General features: G+C 39.3%; 12 protein-coding genes and 1 pseudogene. 9 read left to right on the top strand and 4 right to left on the bottom strand.

Annotated elements, in window-relative coordinates; translation table 11 throughout:
• The first annotated feature begins 24 nt into the window (after positions 1-24).
• A complete protein-coding gene (locus tag NST66_RS25520) occupies positions 25-1,224 on the top strand; it encodes a class I SAM-dependent rRNA methyltransferase (RefSeq protein ID WP_049166318.1) in 1,200 nt (399 codons plus the stop codon).
• Positions 1,225-1,502: 278 nt separating this feature from the next.
• Complete coding sequence (locus NST66_RS25515) at positions 1,503-2,936, top strand: anion permease (RefSeq protein WP_028411930.1); 1,434 nt, start codon at positions 1,503-1,505, stop codon at positions 2,934-2,936.
• Positions 2,937-2,965: 29 nt separating this feature from the next.
• Here NST66_RS25515 and NST66_RS25510 read toward each other — a convergent pair whose 3' ends face one another.
• Positions 2,966-4,417 (bottom strand): alpha-amylase, encoded by a 1,452-nt coding sequence (locus tag NST66_RS25510; RefSeq protein WP_047749557.1) that lies wholly within the window; start codon positions 4,415-4,417, stop codon positions 2,966-2,968.
• A 238-nt stretch (positions 4,418-4,655) separates the two neighbouring features.
• On the opposite strand from NST66_RS25510, the pseudogene NST66_RS25505 reads away from it, so the two are divergent.
• Positions 4,656-4,856: pseudogene (locus tag NST66_RS25505) on the top strand (ATP-binding protein); the annotation flags it as partial.
• Between the two features lie 325 nt (positions 4,857-5,181).
• Here the strand turns inward: NST66_RS25505 and katA are convergent.
• Both katA and cstA read right to left on the bottom strand, forming a co-directional pair.
• Positions 5,182-6,642, bottom strand: a complete 1,461-nt coding sequence (gene katA / locus NST66_RS25500) for a catalase KatA (protein ID WP_154974078.1) — start codon at positions 6,640-6,642, stop codon at positions 5,182-5,184.
• A 276-nt stretch (positions 6,643-6,918) separates the two neighbouring features.
• Complete coding sequence (gene cstA / locus NST66_RS25495; protein ID WP_014457699.1) at positions 6,919-8,727, bottom strand: carbon starvation protein CstA; 1,809 nt, start codon at positions 8,725-8,727, stop codon at positions 6,919-6,921.
• A gap of 253 nt (positions 8,728-8,980) precedes the next feature.
• Here cstA and proB point away from each other — a divergent pair, with 253 nt between their 5' ends.
• Both proB and NST66_RS25485 read left to right on the top strand, forming a co-directional pair.
• Positions 8,981-9,805, top strand: a complete 825-nt coding sequence (gene proB / locus NST66_RS25490) for a glutamate 5-kinase (protein WP_013085533.1) — start codon at positions 8,981-8,983, stop codon at positions 9,803-9,805.
• Complete coding sequence (locus NST66_RS25485; protein ID WP_034263707.1) at positions 9,802-11,046, top strand: glutamate-5-semialdehyde dehydrogenase; 1,245 nt, start codon at positions 9,802-9,804, stop codon at positions 11,044-11,046. Before proB ends, NST66_RS25485 begins: the two co-directional genes overlap by 4 nt.
• Before the next feature lie 272 nt (positions 11,047-11,318).
• On the opposite strand, the gene NST66_RS25480 is transcribed toward NST66_RS25485, so the two are convergent.
• Positions 11,319-12,704 (bottom strand): sugar porter family MFS transporter, encoded by a 1,386-nt coding sequence (locus NST66_RS25480; protein WP_340843737.1) that lies wholly within the window; start codon positions 12,702-12,704, stop codon positions 11,319-11,321.
• A gap of 191 nt (positions 12,705-12,895) precedes the next feature.
• Between NST66_RS25480 and NST66_RS25475 the strand changes: the two genes are divergently transcribed.
• The 4 genes from NST66_RS25475 (at position 12,896) to NST66_RS25460 (ending at position 16,154) form a co-directional block, all read left to right on the top strand.
• Complete coding sequence (locus tag NST66_RS25475) at positions 12,896-13,672, top strand: alpha/beta hydrolase (RefSeq protein ID WP_340843736.1); 777 nt, start codon at positions 12,896-12,898, stop codon at positions 13,670-13,672.
• 95 nt (positions 13,673-13,767) lie between these two features.
• On the top strand, positions 13,768-14,778 hold the full coding sequence (locus tag NST66_RS25470) for a LacI family DNA-binding transcriptional regulator (RefSeq protein ID WP_182028521.1): 1,011 nt from the start codon (positions 13,768-13,770) through the stop codon (positions 14,776-14,778).
• A 144-nt stretch (positions 14,779-14,922) separates the two neighbouring features.
• On the top strand, positions 14,923-15,684 hold the full coding sequence (locus tag NST66_RS25465; protein ID WP_013085528.1) for a threonine/serine exporter family protein: 762 nt from the start codon (positions 14,923-14,925) through the stop codon (positions 15,682-15,684).
• Positions 15,685-15,698: 14 nt separating this feature from the next.
• On the top strand, positions 15,699-16,154 hold the full coding sequence (locus NST66_RS25460) for a threonine/serine exporter family protein (protein WP_013059882.1): 456 nt from the start codon (positions 15,699-15,701) through the stop codon (positions 16,152-16,154).
• Positions 16,155-16,177: the final 23 nt, after the last annotated feature.

Below are 16,177 nucleotides of genomic sequence, written 5' to 3'. Positions count from 1 at the left end.
AAATTAAATAGATAGGGTGTACACATGAGAAAAGAAGTACAAGTTATAGCCAAAGAAGCTTTTATTAAAAAAGTGAATAAAGGTTATCCACTCATTGAAAAAGATGCGCTTGTTGATGGTCATAAACTGCAAGAAGAAGGCGTTATTATTAACTTAGTCACTCCAAAAAATCAATTCTTAGCCAAAGGCTATTATGGAAAACAAAACAAAGGCTACGGATGGATTCTGACGAAGAAGAAAAGTGAACAAATTGACGCGGCGTTTTTTGTACGAAAAATTCAGCGAGCTATTGCCTCTCGTCACGATTTTTATGCGTCTGAAGATACAACTGCTTTTCGTGTATTTAATAGTGAAGGTGACGGAATTGGCGGCTTAATCATTGATTATTATGACGGATATTACGTCACGAGCTGGTATAGTGAAGGAATTTATCAATTTAAAGAATACGTTATTGAAGCTTTAAAATCTGCGCCTAACTTTAAAGGGCTGTACCAGAAAAAACGTTTCAATGTAAAAGGGCAGTATATTGAAGAAGATGATTTTGTAGTAGGGGATAAAGGTGAGTTCCCTTTAATTGTAAGAGAAAATGGTATTCGTTTTGCCGTTTATTTAAATGACGGAGCGATGGTTGGGGTCTTTTTAGATCAGCGAGACGTCCGTAAAACGATTCGAGATAAATATGCAAAAGGAAAGACCGTTCTAAACATGTTTTCGTATACAGGCGCATTTTCAGTGGCGGCCGCTCTTGGAGGAGCTGCGAAAACAACAAGTGTCGACTTGGCCAATCGCAGCTTGGCAAAAACAATTGAGCAATTTAGTGTAAATGGAATTGATCACGAAGCACAGGACATTATTGTGGAAGATGTTTTTAAGTATTTTAAATATGCGGTTAAGAAGAATATGACGTTCGATCTTGTGGTGCTAGATCCGCCGAGCTTTGCTAAATCGAAAAAGCATACGTTCAGCGCGGCAAAAGACTACAAAGATTTATTAAAAGAAGCCATTGCTCTTACAAAGCCAAATGGTGTCATTGTAGCTTCGACGAATGCAAGTAATTTTGATATGAAAAAATTTCATTCGTTTATTGAAAAAGCTTTTAACGAAAAAGGGGAACGTTACAAAATGATGGAGCAGTTCTCTCTTCCAGCTGATTTTAAAACAATAAAAGAATTTAAGTCAGGTGATTATCTCAAAGTCGTGTTTATTCAAAAAGTAAATCGTTAAATGCAAGGCTGCATGATGAACTCATGCAGCTTATTTATTTTGATGAAATAACGCTTACAAGCTATTTTGAAGGGAATAAAATGAAGGTGAAAGATAAAAATTGTCAATATGTATGATAAAATAATAAAGGAATTATGCTCAACACTTCACAAATTTACAATATCATCCTTATGAAACGTATTTTTACAATTATTTTATTTTAAGGGGGACAAGTATTGGGTACGAAGGGGAAAGAGCATACTACTATTATTATTTAAAAACATGAAAGGAGAAAGATTATGGCTGAAACAACTAAAAAGCCTGCCGGCGAAGTGAAGTTTATTCCTTTATTAATTTGTCTGGCAATCGGACTTGTTTTATGGTTTATTACACCTCCGTCCGGACTTGATGTGAAGGCTTGGCACTTATTCGCTATTTTTGTGGCTACTATCGTAGGTCTTATCATTAAACCATTGCCATTAGGCAGTGTAGCTATTTTATCTTTAACCATTATTGTATTAACTAATACATTAACACTTGAACAATCGCTCAGCGGTTTTCAAAATACGACGATTTGGTTGATCGTTATTGCATTCTTTATTTCTAGAGGTTTTATTAAGACTGGTCTAGGAACAAGGGTTGCCTATATCTTTGTTCGTTTGTTCGGTAAAAAGACGTTGGGACTATCGTATTCTCTTATCGTAAGTGATTTACTTTTATCACCTGCAATGCCGTCTAATACAGCACGAGCTGGAGGAATTATTCTTCCAATCATTCGTTCTTTATCTGAAACATACGGATCGAGAACTGGAGACGGTACGGAGCGCAGAGTTGGTGCTTTCTTAACAAAGGTATCGTTTCAAGGAGATATGATTACATCGGCTATGTTCGTAACGGCAATGGCGGCCAATCCTCTTGCTGTTAAAATGACGGAACAAATTACAGGAAAGACTATTTCATGGGTTGGATGGGCAGCGGCTGCAATCGTACCTGGAATTATTAGTTTAATTGTGATTCCGCTCGTTATTTATAAGCTGTATCCGCCAGAATTAAAAGAAACGCCGGAAGCATCTGAAATTGCAGCAAAAAAACTAAATGAAATGGGCCCGCTAAAGAAAGAAGAATGGTACATGATTGGGGTATTTTTACTTCTTCTTGTGCTGTGGATTTTTGGCGCTAATTTAAATATTAATGCAACAACAACTGCTTTTATTGGTCTATGTGCGCTGCTTTTAACGCAAGTGTTAAGCTGGTCGGACATCAAAAAAGAACAGGGAGCATGGGATACATTAGTCTGGTTTGCTGTTTTGGTTATGATGGCAACTTTCTTAAATGATCTAGGCATGATTCCTTGGTTCAGTGATCTGATGAAAGGCACTGTTAGTCATATGTCTTGGATGACGGCGTTGATTGTACTAGCTATTGCGTATTTTTATTCTCACTACTTTTTTGCGAGTAACACGGCTCACGTCAGCGCTATGTACGCAGCATTTCTATCTGTCATCGTGGCCGCTGGTGCGCCTCCGTTACTGTCAGCATTAATTTTAGCGTTCTTTAGCAATTTATTTGGCTGTTTAACTCACTACGGCAGTGGACCGGCACCGGTGTTCTTCGGTAGTGGATATGTAACGCAGCAAAAATGGTGGTCGCTCGGCTTTTTAATTTCAATTATTCATATTATCATTTGGATTGGAATTGGCGGCTTGTGGTGGAAACTGCTAGGTCTATGGTAAAAAAAACAGTGGCGCAGGCCACTGTTTTTTTATGCTTCAGCCCAAACGGATACAGAGCCGCCATTTACAGGGAAGTGTCCGTAGCCGTCTTCTTCAATCACAACTTGGTCTTCTCGGTTCTTTGTGAAGTCGATCCACGTTTGTCCGCTTCGGTGTTCGCCGACGAACATTCTCTTTTCGCCGTCTTCGCCGTTTGACATCACCACAGCGCATCCAGACTTATCAAATTCCTCTACACCATGCCTTACCCATCCAATGGTATTCGGGTGATCAAAATAATCGTCTTGCTGTCCGTATGCTTTGTCATAGCGTACGTGCAAGAGAGCAGAAATATCTTTTTCTTTTCCCTCAATTGGATGCTCTCCACCTATCCCAAAATAGTCTCCGTAAAATACACAAGGATAGCCGTCTTCACGAAGTAAAATTAGAGCGTAAGCACTTTGTTTGAACCAATCTTCTACCCAAGATTCTAAAGATTCATTTGGCTGAGAGTCATGGTTATCTACAAATGTGACAACATTCAACGGATGAGTCTTAACCAATGTATCATCAAAAATTGTGGTTAAATCAAAATCTCTTCCTTGCTGAGAGGCTTCATGCAGTTTGTAATGCAGCGATACGTCAAACAAATCAATTTGATAATCAATAACGTCTAAAAATTCCTGACAGGCTGTTAATTCTGGATTCCAAAACTCTCCCACAAAATAAAATGGCTTTTCTTGAGAAGAGGACAATTCGTGAGCAAACTCTTTAATAAAATCATGGTTAATATGTTTAATGGCGTCTAATCGGTAACCGTCGCACTGCAGGGTGTCTGCTAACCATTTTCCCCATTTGATCATTTCTTCTCGAACTTCAGGGTGGTCGTAATCAATATTCGCAAACATTAAATAATCGTAGTTGCCAAACTCTTGATCAACATTTTCGTTCCAGCTTTTGTTTTCCCCGGCAATACGAAACACACCTTCTTTTCCGTTTTTATCATCGTAATCAGTGCCATTAAAATGATTAAAGTTCCATTTGAAAGAAGAATATTGATCGCCGCGCCCTTCAAATGTAAACTTTGTCCACCCTTCAATTTCAAAGGGTTCAGAAATCTCTTCTGTTCGGTTCATGGGGTCTACTTCAATGACGTGGAAGGTTTCTTTTTCATCCGCTGCAGCTTTATGATTCATCACAATATCAACATAGACATTAATTCCGTGATTATGACAGGCATCAATTGCTTCATGCAGCTCTTGCTTGGTTCCATACTTTGTACGAACGGTTCCTTTTTGATCAAACTCGCCAAGATCATATAAGTCGTAAACGCCGTAGCCATTATCCTCTGATGAAACACCTTTTGTAACCGGGGGAATCCACACGGAATCAATTCCTTGTTCTTTTAGTTGAGGAGCGAGCTCTTTGAGGCGTTTCCAATGCTCGCCATCAGCTGGCACATGCCATTCGAAAAATTGCATAATTGTATGATTCCGTTCCAAGTTAAATCATCCTCCTTTTAAATAAAAAGATATAATCGCTCACGGATAGTTCTTTAGAATCAAATGAGGAATTGATTATATTTTTTCTTTTAACGTTCCTGTTATCCCTATTCCTTAAACCTTTTTCAATATATGTCGCTTAAGAAAATCTTAAAATTTTCTCTTCTTTTTTCTTAAAAAATGCAGTTTACAATAAAACCCATAGACGAAATGACCCATGACATACTTTTGAAAGGAGACTGAGAAAGCAATGGACGAATATGTAGTTTTAGTTGTAAACAATGAGCTGTTTGAACGATTTAAAAGAGGGGACGCCTCAAGACAAACCGATGGCTCTGGACTTGGTTTAGCTATTGCTAAGTCAATTATTGATTTGCACGGAGGAGAATTGAATATTGAAATTGACGGAGATTTATTTAAAGTAACGATTACTCTTTAATGTGAGTGAATATAAACAGCATATCTAGTAAAAAAGAGAAGCAACCTCATTATGCTGGTTGCTTCTCTTTTTTTAGCGTTCGTAATTTTATTCCGCAACCGCAAAGTGTACTGTGCTTTAGTACTTTTATTTCTCTATGACACTGATTACATCTTATTTCTTGTCCAATCATTTCTTCATCCCTTCCTCTTTTTACAAGAATTTAAATAAGTATCCATAAAATATGGATACTTATTTAGTGATAAAATGTTAAAATAATTGAGAATAAACGAAAATCTAAAATGAGAAAAACACCTTTATTTTCTCATTAGGAAAACTGATATCTTTATTTTACTTGCTGCGGAACAGACAATCCTAAACCGTCTGCAACGCGTGTTCCATACTCTGGATCCGCTTTGTAGAAGTGCTGAATTTGACGCAGTTTAATCTCTTCTTTTTCTACAGGCTTCATAGCTTCAACGATGTTTGCAACTAGTCGTGTACGCTCGTCTTCGCTTAGAAGGCGGTATAAGTCACCTGCTTGCGTGTAATGGTCGTTATGATCATATGCAACACTATCGGCAACGCCTGAAACAGGGTATGCCGCTTGTTTGTTTTCATGAGATTCTGTCGGACCGCCAAAGCTGTTTGGCTCATAGTAAACAGAACGGCCGCCGTTATCGTCAAAGCGCATTTGACCATCACGCTGATAGTTATTTACTTCATTGCGCGGACGGTTAATAGGTAGCGCTTGATGGTTAGCACCCACGCGGTAGCGATGTGCATCGCTGTATGCGAATAGTCGACCTTGCAGCATTTTATCAGGTGATACGTCAATTCCCGGTACAAGCGTTCCAGGTGAGAATGTAGCTTGCTCCACTTCGGCAAAATAATTTTCTGGATTTCGGTCCAAGACCATGCGACCTACTTCAATTAACGGATAGTCTTTTTGTGACCAAACCTTTGTTACGTCAAACGGATCAAAGCGATACGTATCAGCGTCTTCTAATGGCATAATTTGAACGTACAGCTTCCATGAAGGGAAATCGCCTTTTTCAATGGCATTAAATAGATCTTCAGTATGATAATCTGGATTTTCACCAGCTAGCTTTGCGGCTACGTCTGGAGACAGATTTTTCACGCCTTGCTCTGTTTTAAAGTGATATTTTACCCAAACGCCATCTCCTTCGGCATTAACCCATTTAAATGTATGGCTGCCAAATCCATGCATATGGCGTAACGTTGCCGGGATACCGCGATCAGACATTAAAATAGAAACTTGATGCAAAGATTCAGGAGATAAAGACCAGAAATCCCACACGGCCGTCGGGTTTTTCAAATGCGTGCGTGGATCGCGTTTTTGTGTATGAATAAAATCGGGAAATTTAATCGCATCTCGGATGAAAAATACAGGTGTATTATTTCCGACTAAGTCGTAGTTGCCTTCTTCTGTATAAAATTTAACAGCAAATCCGCGAGGGTCGCGAACGGTATCTGCTGAGCCGTTTTCACCAGCTACTGTTGAAAAGCGAACAAATAGAGGTGTTCGTTTTCCTACTTCAGAAAGGAAAGCTGCTTTTGTATAGGCTGAAACATTGTTTGTCACTTCAAAATAACCGTGGGCACCGGCGCCTTTTGCGTGTACGACGCGTTCAGGAACACGCTCTCGGTTAAAATGGGCTAATTTCTCTAAAAGGTGAACATCTTGAATTAAAGTAGGTCCGCGTGAACCAGCGGTCATCGAATTTTGATTATCTCCAACCGGAGATCCCCAACTAGTCGTTAAGTTATTCTTGTTTGTTGTCATCTTAGAACCACCTCTTATTTGAATTTTATTATGTTAGAAATAATAATAACATTTTTAAGTAAAAAATCAATACTAAATTATAATTATTATAATTTAAAGTGTTAATTTTGAGATGTAGTCAGTGGGGGTTATAAGCATGTGAAGTGTACGAACTATTTTAAAAATTTTCTGTATAGTATATTTAGTTTAATAATAAAAATGCCTGGTGTGCAATTATTTTGACCGGCTATTACCATATCAAAAACACGCTTGCTTATATAAGCAAGCGTGTTCGTTTTATATATTTTGTGATAAGTTTGCTTTCGCCGCTAGTTCAGCCTGAGGCGTGCGCCAAAGCTGCGTCCATTTTTGAATCGCGGCAATCATAATAATGAGACCGAGTATAAGCATGATGATTGAAAGAGTCGCATTTAATATGCTGTAACCTGCCGCAGCTTCATTTAAATACACATTCTTAACCATCCAATAACCCGCGTAGTTAACCGTTACGTAAAGGTAGGCTAGTGGAATAAGACAAGTAAGCATATAGGAGCGCTTATCTGCAATTCTAAGAATAACGGTTGCACCAATAATTAAACCAATGGATGCCATTAACTGATTCGATACGCCGAACAGCGCCCAAACTGAGCCAATATCTCCTGAGAACAATAAGTATCCCCACATAAAACAGGCTAGGGCACTTGCAAAAATGGACCCAGGAAGCCAGTCTACTCGCTTCAATGGCTTATAAAATTCACCGAAAAAGTCTTGAATTAAATAGCGGGAAACGCGTGTACCCGCGTCGATAGCAGTCAAAATAAACACTGCTTCAAACATAATAACGAATTGAAAAAAGTAAGAAGACAGGTGGCTGAACCAAGGAATTTCCGTGAAAATATACGTCATTCCTACAGCCAGTGTAACAGCGCCGCCTGTACGGCCTTCTAAGTTTAGGCCAATTTCTTGGCTAAGCTGAGGAAGAGCCGTTACGTTCATGCCAAGCGTTTTGAATACTTCAGGTGTAGAGTTGATTGCAAAATAGTCTCCAGGATGTAAAGCAGTTGCAGCAATTAATGCCATAATTCCTACTAAGCATTCGACTAACATCGCGCCGAAGCCTACAACTTTAATGTCACTCCAACGATCGAGCATCTTAGGGGTTGTTCCTGAACCAACAAATGCATGGAAGCCAGAAATAGCACCGCAGGCGATCGTAATGGAAATAAACGGCCACACAGGTCCTGCTAAAATAGGGCCGCCTCCGTGAATAAATTCAGTAACTGCAGGAAATGGAATTGCTGGATTTACGAAAAACACGCCTACAATCAGCGCGATAAAGACACCAATTTTCATAAAGCTGCTTAAGTAATCTCGAGGTGCTAAAAGCAGCCAAACGGGCAAGGCCGCTGCAAAAAATGCATAAACGGGAAGAATAATTGAAAGTGTTTTAATATCTAGCGTTAAAAAATCTCCTAAAGCTGTTCCTTGAATATAAGGACCGCTAAATACGGCGATTAAAATTAAAATGAAGCCGACGGTAGAAGCCGCTTTTAAATTACCTGTTTTTTTGTGGTAAATACCTACCCCCATTGCGATCGGAATGGTAATTCCAACAGCGAATGTACCCCAAGGATTTTTCTCAAGGGCGTGTAACACGACCATAGATAAACCGGCCATTGTAATGGTAATGATAAAAAGCATAGCTAAACCTGTACAAAAACCAGCGACGGGTCCTAGCTCTTTTTTAGCCACTTCTGAAAGCGACTGGCCTTTTTGGCGCATAGATGCAAATAACACAACTGCATCGTGAACGGCTCCTCCGATTACAGCTCCGATTAAAAGCCAGAGCAGTCCGGGCAAATAGCCAAACTGAGCTGCTAAAATAGGTCCAACAAGCGGACCCGCAGCTGCAATAGCTGCAAAGTGATGACCAAATGTTACCCATCGATTGGTTGGCACGTAATCTTTTCCATCTTCAAGCTCATGTGCCGGCGTTTTTTGCGCATCGTTTAGTTTCAAGACCTTAACAGCCATGAATGTTCCATAAAGCCGATACGCAATCATTAAAATACAGATAGATCCAATAACAATCGTAACCGCATTCATTACAAATCCCCCTATCCCTTAGTTGTCTGATGTTTGTACTACTACACAACGTTATGTAATTGTGTGTTCCCCTTACAACTTTCATTATAAAAGAAGAAAGCGCTTTTATCACCAGTTTTTCCCTTAATTATTTAAAAAATTAGAAAGTTCAAATTCCCTTTGAAAAACTATAAGACTTTTCACATAATCTCTGCTATAATTTTTAAAAAAATTAGTACGCATTTAGGTGTTTTTAGTTAGGGAGATGAAATGAGTGAACCATCGTCAAGAGTTACAAAATAGCAAGCGTATCGTAGTCAAAGTAGGGACATCTACGTTGACCTATGATAACGGAGATATTAACTTAGCACGCATTGAAAAACTAGCGCGTGTGTTATCTGATTTAATGAATGCAGGAAAAGAAGTTGTGCTTGTTACATCAGGTGCCGTTCAAGTGGGAGTAAAAAAACTAAAGTTAAAAGAAAAGCCAACTTCTATTCGAGAAAAACAAGCAGCAGCCTCTGTCGGGCAGTGTGAGCTTATGCATATCTATAGTAAATTCTTTGGTGAGTATAGTCACATTGTTGGTCAAGTACTGTTAACAAAAGATGTAATCGAAGATGAACATGTGCGCAATAACGTTGTGAACACGTTTGAAAAATTAATTGAAGACAAAGTGATTCCTATTGTGAATGAAAACGATACAGTTGCCATCGATGAGATTGAAAACATCGTGCGTTTTGGAGATAACGATAATTTATCCGCCATTGTTTCAGTTTTGATTCACGCAGATTTACTTGTTATTTTATCTGATATTGACGGTTTCTTTGATTCAGATCCCACAAAAAACCCTAACTCTAAATTAATGAAAGTAATAGATGGCATCACGCCGGAGCTTGAGAATTTTGCTGGAGATAGTGGAACTGACGTTGGAACAGGCGGAATGGTCACAAAGCTGACCGCTGCTAAAACAGCTACAAGTGCAGGCGTGAGCTTAATCCTAGCAAATGGGAAAGAACCAAGTATTTTGCGAGATATTATTGAAGGCCAAGAAATTGGAACGTTATTCTTAAAACAAGCTGAAGGAGTAATGAAATGAGTGAATTGCAGCTTAAAGGAAAGCAGGCAAAAGAAGCCTCTTATTTCTTAGGAAATGTAACGAGCGAACAAAAACAGCAGGCACTTTATAAAATGGCGGCTGCTCTATTGGATCAACAAGAGACAATTTTAAAAGCAAATGAATTAGACGTAGAAAAAGCCGTTCAAAAAGGCACGTCAAAAGCGATGTTGGATCGCCTATCTTTAAATGAAGGGCGGATTCATGGAATGGCAGACGGCCTGCGCCAAGTAGCTGCGCTTGCAGATCCGGTAGGAGAAGTGCTGTCTATGGCTAAACGACCAAATGGCTTACAAATTGGGCAGCAGCGTGTACCTATTGGTGTCATAGGAATTATTTATGAAGCGCGTCCAAACGTTACATGTGATGCAGCAGGCTTATGCTTAAAAGCAGGAAATGCGGTTATTTTGCGCGGAGGCAGTGAGGCATTTCATTCGAATCAAGCGATTGTTTCTGTATTATCCCAAGCTGCGGCAAGTGCAGGATTTCCTGAGCATAGCGTACAGCTTATTGAAGATACGTCGAGAGAAACAGCACTGGAGTTAATGAAGCTAAATGAATATATCGATGTATTAATTCCTCGAGGCGGTGCTGGTTTAATTGAAGCGGTGGTAAAAAATGCAACGGTTCCTGTTATTGAGACAGGAACCGGGAACTGCCACATTTATGTTGATGAAGAATATGACCGTGACATGGCAGCCAGTATTGTCATTAATGCAAAAACATCTCGTCCAGCGGTGTGCAACTCAGCCGAAAAGCTGATTATTCATGAGCGGGCGGCTCATGAATTTTTGCCGATTATTGTTCAAGCGCTACGAGAGAAAGATGTAGAAGTACGCGGTGATGAACGTGCGCTCACAATCGTTCCAGATCTTGTTCCAGCAGGGGATGAGGATTGGAAGAAAGAATATTTGGATTTCATCATGGCAGTTAAAATCGTAGATGATATCGATGAAGCGATTTCCCATATTAATGTTCATAGTTCACATCATTCTGAAGCGATTGTAACAACAAATTATGCTCATGCTCAGCGTTTTTTACAGCGCGTTAATTCAGCTGCTGTTTATGTGAATGCTTCGACGAGGTTTACGGACGGAGAAGAGTTTGGTTTCGGGGCAGAAATCGGAATTAGTACACAAAAGCTTCATGCGCGTGGACCAATGGGATTAAAGGAATTAACAACATTAAAATATATTATTTACGGAGATGGACAAATTCGATAAAAAGAAGAGGCTGGGACGAAAGTATTTTAGACAAAGTAAAAACGAACCATTGATCAAAATTTTTGATTAGTGGTTCGTTTTTTTGTTAGGGTGAACATAGTTTTCATCTGTTTAAATTCTTCTAGTAGTTGATTGGAGGGCGAGATGAAGACTCCCGCGGAAAGCGAAGTCTTGCACGGAAATCAACTACGGTGTCATAAGCCGTTTAGCTCATGTATCCCATTTGTTTTTCTTTAGATTGGATTCATTTAGTTATACCCCAACCTCTTCCCTTACTTCCATATATGTTCAATTTCTTCAAGTGACTTTCCTTTTGTTTCTGGCACCCACTTCCATATAAACAAAAATGAAGCGATACACATAATCATAAAAGATAAAAAGGTAGAAGATCCTCCACCTTTGTTCCAAAGAATAGGAAAAAACTGAGACACAAACCAATTAGCTATCCACAAGAAAAAGGTAGAAATAGACATTGCATAGCCTCTCGCATGATTAGGAAAAATTTCAGAAATCACAACCCATACAACAGGTCCCATAGAAATATTAAAAAGAAATAAATAAAAAACAATAAGTAAACTAGTAGTCAAGCCTTCAGTACCCTGTGAATGAAATCCAAAAGAAACGAGAAGCTGCGTAACGGCCATACCGGCTGTGCCAATAAGTAATAAAGCTTTGCGGCCAATCCGGTCGATAAGCCACATGGAACAAAGAACGCCTAAAAAGGCAGCTACACCAATCATAGACGTAACAAGGAGCGATAAATCTCCTATAGCTCCAGCTGCTTCAAAAACTTGCGGGGCGTAATAAATAATGGCATTGATTCCGACAAGCTGTTGAAAGGCTGCAAGTAGAATACCAATAAGCAACGCTTTTCGAAGGCCTGCCTCTTTAAAAAGCGAAAGAGAAGCCGGTTGATTTTCTTTTAACGATTGCTCAATATGATACAGCTCTTGGCGTGCAATGTGTGTACCATTGATTTTAATTAAAATGTCCATAGCTTCTACAGTGCGGTTTGCTTTTACTAGCCACCTCGGACTTTCAGGAACAGGAGAAAGGATAAGAAGAAATAAAAGAGCTGGAATCCCAGAAGCACCGATAATGTAGCGCCATCCTGTGGAATTCTGCCATGCGTCTTCCCCAATAGATAAAATGTAGTCATTTACAAAATAGACAGAAACAATCCCAACGGCAACAGCAAATTGATAAAGAGAGCCTAAGCGGCCGCGCATGTGCGGAGGGGCTATTTCAGAAATATAGGTAATAGAAAGAACGGAGGCCATACCAATGCCTAGCCCTCCAATAATTCGAGAAATAATCACAAAAGAGATGGATGAAGATAGCGCTTGCATAATTGCGGATACGATAAATAAAGAAGCTGCTAAAAGCAAGATACCTTTTCTACCGAATCGATCACTCAGTTTTCCTGAAGAAAGTACCCCAACGGCACCCCCGAGCAGCAAACTAGATACAACAAAACCTACCATCGTTGGACTGAGATTAAAATGCACTTCCATCAATCCAATAGCCCCTGAAATGACGGCTGTGTCATAGCCGTAAAGTAACCCTCCAAAAGCAGCTGCACATGAAATGAAAATAACAAAAAATAGATTTCCTTTTTGCTCTTTATACTCGTCAGAAGTGACTTTTACTATCCCCATATAAATGCCTCCTTTGAATCGCGTTCACTATTTTAATTTAAAAAAACGTTATACGTAAAACGTTTTCATAAAAGATGTTTTTATGTTAAACTAAAAATTGTAAATAATCAAACTATTTTTTAGCTTTTATATGAATTATGTACGTTTTGTTATCAATCAATAGGGAAGAAAAAGTAAGGGGGAAGAGAAATATGGCGTTTATTCAATGTGATTTTTTTTCAGAAGTATTGCAAATAAGTACTTCAATGAACGTTTTGATACCGCAGCAAACAAAATCTCAGATTGGTTTACAAGCCAATACAAGAAGTGAGAAACACCCTACGCTCTATTTATTACACGGTCTTTCTGATGATCATACGATATGGATGAGAAGAACTTCGATTGAACGCTACGCATCAGAATTAGGACTTGCAGTTGTAATGCCAAATGTAGATCGTAGCTTTTATAGAGATATGGCTTATGGAAAGAAGTATTGGACGTTTGTAACAGAAGAACTTCCTCAATTGGCTAGGTCATTCTTTCCGTTATCGGAAAAAAGAGAAGATAATTTTGTGGCTGGTCTTTCTATGGGAGGGTACGGCGCTTTAAAATGGGCGTTTCGCAAACCACATCAATTTTCTGCAGCTGCCAGTTTATCAGGAGTGATGGACATTGAAGGGCTTGGAGAGCGAGGGGAAGTTCAGTTCCTAGATTATCCTTTGATTTTTGGCATGCCGCCTGTTATTAGACCTGAGGATGATCTTTTCTGGCTGCTTGAAAATCGTCGGCGCTATGGAGAAGTGACTCCGCGTATTTATCAATGCTGTGGAACGGAAGATTTTTTATATCAGGAAAATAAACGTTTTTCCGAGCGATGTAAGCAAGAGCCTATTTGTTTTACATATGAAGAAGGAAAAGGAAGTCACGACTGGGCATATTGGGATCAAAAAATTCGAGATGTGTTAAAGTGGCTGTTTAGTGAAAAGTAGGGAAGGTAGTTTTGGGTGGTTCCGACTTCTAGTAGTATAATAAAGAAAAATGTTTACTTGGTCGATAGACTAAAAGGAAATAGGAGTCGGTACGAATGGGGAGAAAAAAAGTCACGATTACAGAAGTAGCAAAAGAAGCGGGTGTTTCATTAGCTACGGTATCAAGAATCTTCAATAATAAAGACGGTAAAATTAAAATCAGTGAAAAAACAAAACAAAAAGTACTAAAAGCAGCAGCTCATTTAGGGTATCAGACAAATCCATTTGCGGCAGCTCTGCGGGCCCAAAAAACAGGGATTATCGGGATATTAATTAGAGATTTAAAAGACCCATTTTTAATCGAGCTGTTAAAAAAGGTACAGCAGCAAGTTCAAAGTCGAGGGATGGACGTTCTTATTGGACATACGGATTACCAAGAAACAACGGCTGAGCGTCAATTAAATGTGATGATGAATCATTGGTTTGATGGAGTCATTTTATTAGATTATGTAGCCGCTCCGCATCCGTTTGTAGACGTATTAAAACAATATCAAACGCCTTACGTTTCTCTTACAGGAGACGGCTCTTCTGCACTTTGGCCAATTGTACATGTAGATGATGCGGTGGGAATGCAATTAGCTGTTGCTCACTTAACGGACCTTGGCCATAAGAATATCGGGTTCGTTGGAAAAGCTGTAAGCGGAGTCGAGCACCGTCTGTCTCTTTTTTATCAGTATGTACCGTCAGCAAACGCAAAGTTTGTGAAAGAAGATATGAATAACTCAGATGAACTATATCAGTTTATAAATGAGCTAGCTCATCATCCAGAGCCCCCAACTGCGCTTATTTGTGCTACGGATTACATTGCTCTGAAAGTGATACACTGTGCGTGGCAAAACGGACTTCACGTTCCAGCGGATTTGTCTGTTATAGGGTTTGATGATATTACAGAAGCTAGTGAAGCGCAACCTCCGCTAACAACCATCCGTCAACCGATGGAAAAAATGGCTGAAAAAGCAGTAAACCTCTTACTTCAGCAAATTCAGGATCAGCAAGAAATAGATCAGGTACAGTATAAAATGGCACCTGTATTAGTAGAGCGTGAGACCACAAAACGTATGAATTGATAAGGAATGTATATACTATTCCTGAAAGTGTGAGACAAAAAGTCCACACTTTTTTGCATTAACCATTGCGTCCACTTCCCTCTTTCTTATACACTGTATGCTGTAGGGGAAAAAACCAAGCTTTAATATGTTTGGAGCGATTTGATGACACAACAAAAATTAGATAAATATGAAATTATGGACGTTAGCTTACTAGCAGGTAAAATTATGTTAGAAAGCGGAGCAGAAACGTATCGAGTAGAAGACACAATGATGCGGATTGCAGCGTCTTACGGTATAAAAAAATCCCACAGCTATGTGACGCCAACAGGGATTATGTTTTCACTTGAAACGAAAGAACCGACGAAAACGAAGTTAATTCGTATTTCCGAACGAACGACCGATTTAAAAAAAGTAACTATGGTAAATAGCGTCTCAAGAACCATCAGTCAAGGAAACATCTCCTTGGAGGAAGCGTATGAAATGCTACAAGAAATTGAAGCAACGAACGTAGCTTTTCCACTATGGGTTCAACTTGCAGCTGCATCCATTTCTAGCGGATGCTTTTTAATCATGTTTCAAGGTTTATGGACGGACTTTATTCCAGCGATGTTTTCAGGAGGTCTCGGATTTTTAACCGTGGTGTATTTCCACCGTCTTATTCCGATTCGCTTTTTTGCTGAGTTTACCGCTTCGTTAGTTATTGGACTTTTATCAGCTCTTTTAGTCGCTTCAGGACTAGGAACGCAAATTGATAAAATTATTATTGGATCCGTTATGCCTCTCGTTCCTGGGTTATCGATTACCAATGCAGTGCGAGATTTAATGGCGGGACATTTACTGTCTGGATTATCAAAAGGAGCAGAAGCGTTTCTGACGGCATTTGCTATTGGTGCAGGTATTGCCATTGTATTTACGCTTCTATAGAAGGGAGGCATCATATGCATATCGTAGAGCAGATAATTACAAGTTTTATTGCTTCAGCAGCGTTTGGGATTATTTTTAATGTTCCACGTGAATCATTATTAAAAAGTGGCTTTGTCGGAATGATTGGCTGGCTCATTTACTATTTGCTAACGTTCTATGGTGTAGATGAAATTCCAAGCACTGTAGCATCGGCCTTTTTTATTGCTATTATTAGTCAAATTTACGCAAAAATTTATCGTACACCGATCATTATTTTCACCGTAGCAGGTATTATTCCGCTCGTTCCAGGGGGAACAGCATACGATGCCATGCGTAACTTTGTAGAAAATAATTATAATGAAGCGATTAGTCTTGCAGCAAAAGCCTTTATGATTTCAGGTTCAATTGCCATTGGTATTGTATTTTCTGAAGTCATTAACCAAATCATTCGTCAATCTAAATTAAATGCGAAAGCAAAATATCGACCGTAGAGAAGCAAGCTCAAATCAGAGCG

Source organism: Priestia sp. FSL W8-0524, from assembly GCF_038005965.1.
Lineage (GTDB): Bacteria > Bacillota > Bacilli > Bacillales > Bacillaceae_H > Priestia > Priestia zanthoxyli.
The sequence above is the reverse complement of the archived record's forward strand: the minus strand, read 5'-3'. Positions and strand labels throughout refer to the sequence as shown.